Raw genomic sequence first — 580 nt, 5'->3', positions numbered from 1 at the left:
AACAGGACGAGCTGCGGCGCGTGTTCACGGTGCCCACGAGCCGGGTGCTGCTGAGCCTCGTGTGTTCCCCGCCCGCCGTGATCCTGCTGCTCATGGCAGTGGCGGCGGTGATCGCCGCGTTCTGGAACGCCCAGGTGATGCGGGTCATGATCCCCAGTTTCGTCCCCCTGCTGCTCGGCGTGGTCTCCACGGTGTACTCGCGGCTCGAGAAGAGCTGGGGGTTCACGCTCAGCGTGGTCCCCTCCGGGGTGCGCACCCGATCCGGGTTGTTCAACGAGCGCTCCTCCACGATTCCCACGGGGAGGGTGCAGGCCCTGGAGGTCGGTAAACCCCTGATGTGGCGCGGTTTCGACGGCCACCACGTCCGTGTGATTACCGCGGGTAAAGGCGGCTCCGAGGGCACCGAGGGGCTCGGTTCCACGGTGTTGCCCGTGGGCACACTCGAGAACGTGCATGAGATCCTCGACCTCGTGCTGCCGCTCGAACACGCGCCCACCGAGCTCGTGGACCAGGGACTCACGGGGATCGGCGGCTCGGAGGACTTCACCACGAGCCCCCGGAGGGCCCGCTGGTTGGATCC

At 67.9% G+C, this 580-nt stretch carries 1 protein-coding gene; it reads left to right on the top strand.

The features are described 5' to 3' along the window. Positions 1-146: 146 nt before the first annotated feature. On the top strand, positions 147-580 hold a 434-nt coding region (locus tag RF647_RS19130), incomplete at its 3' end, for a PH domain-containing protein (protein WP_368813116.1).

This window comes from Kocuria sp. CPCC 205263 (genome assembly GCF_040981075.1).
In the GTDB taxonomy this organism is placed as follows: domain Bacteria; phylum Actinomycetota; class Actinomycetes; order Actinomycetales; family Micrococcaceae; genus Kocuria; species Kocuria rosea.
Note: the sequence above shows the minus strand (reverse complement) of the source record. Positions and strands in the feature narration are given on the sequence as shown.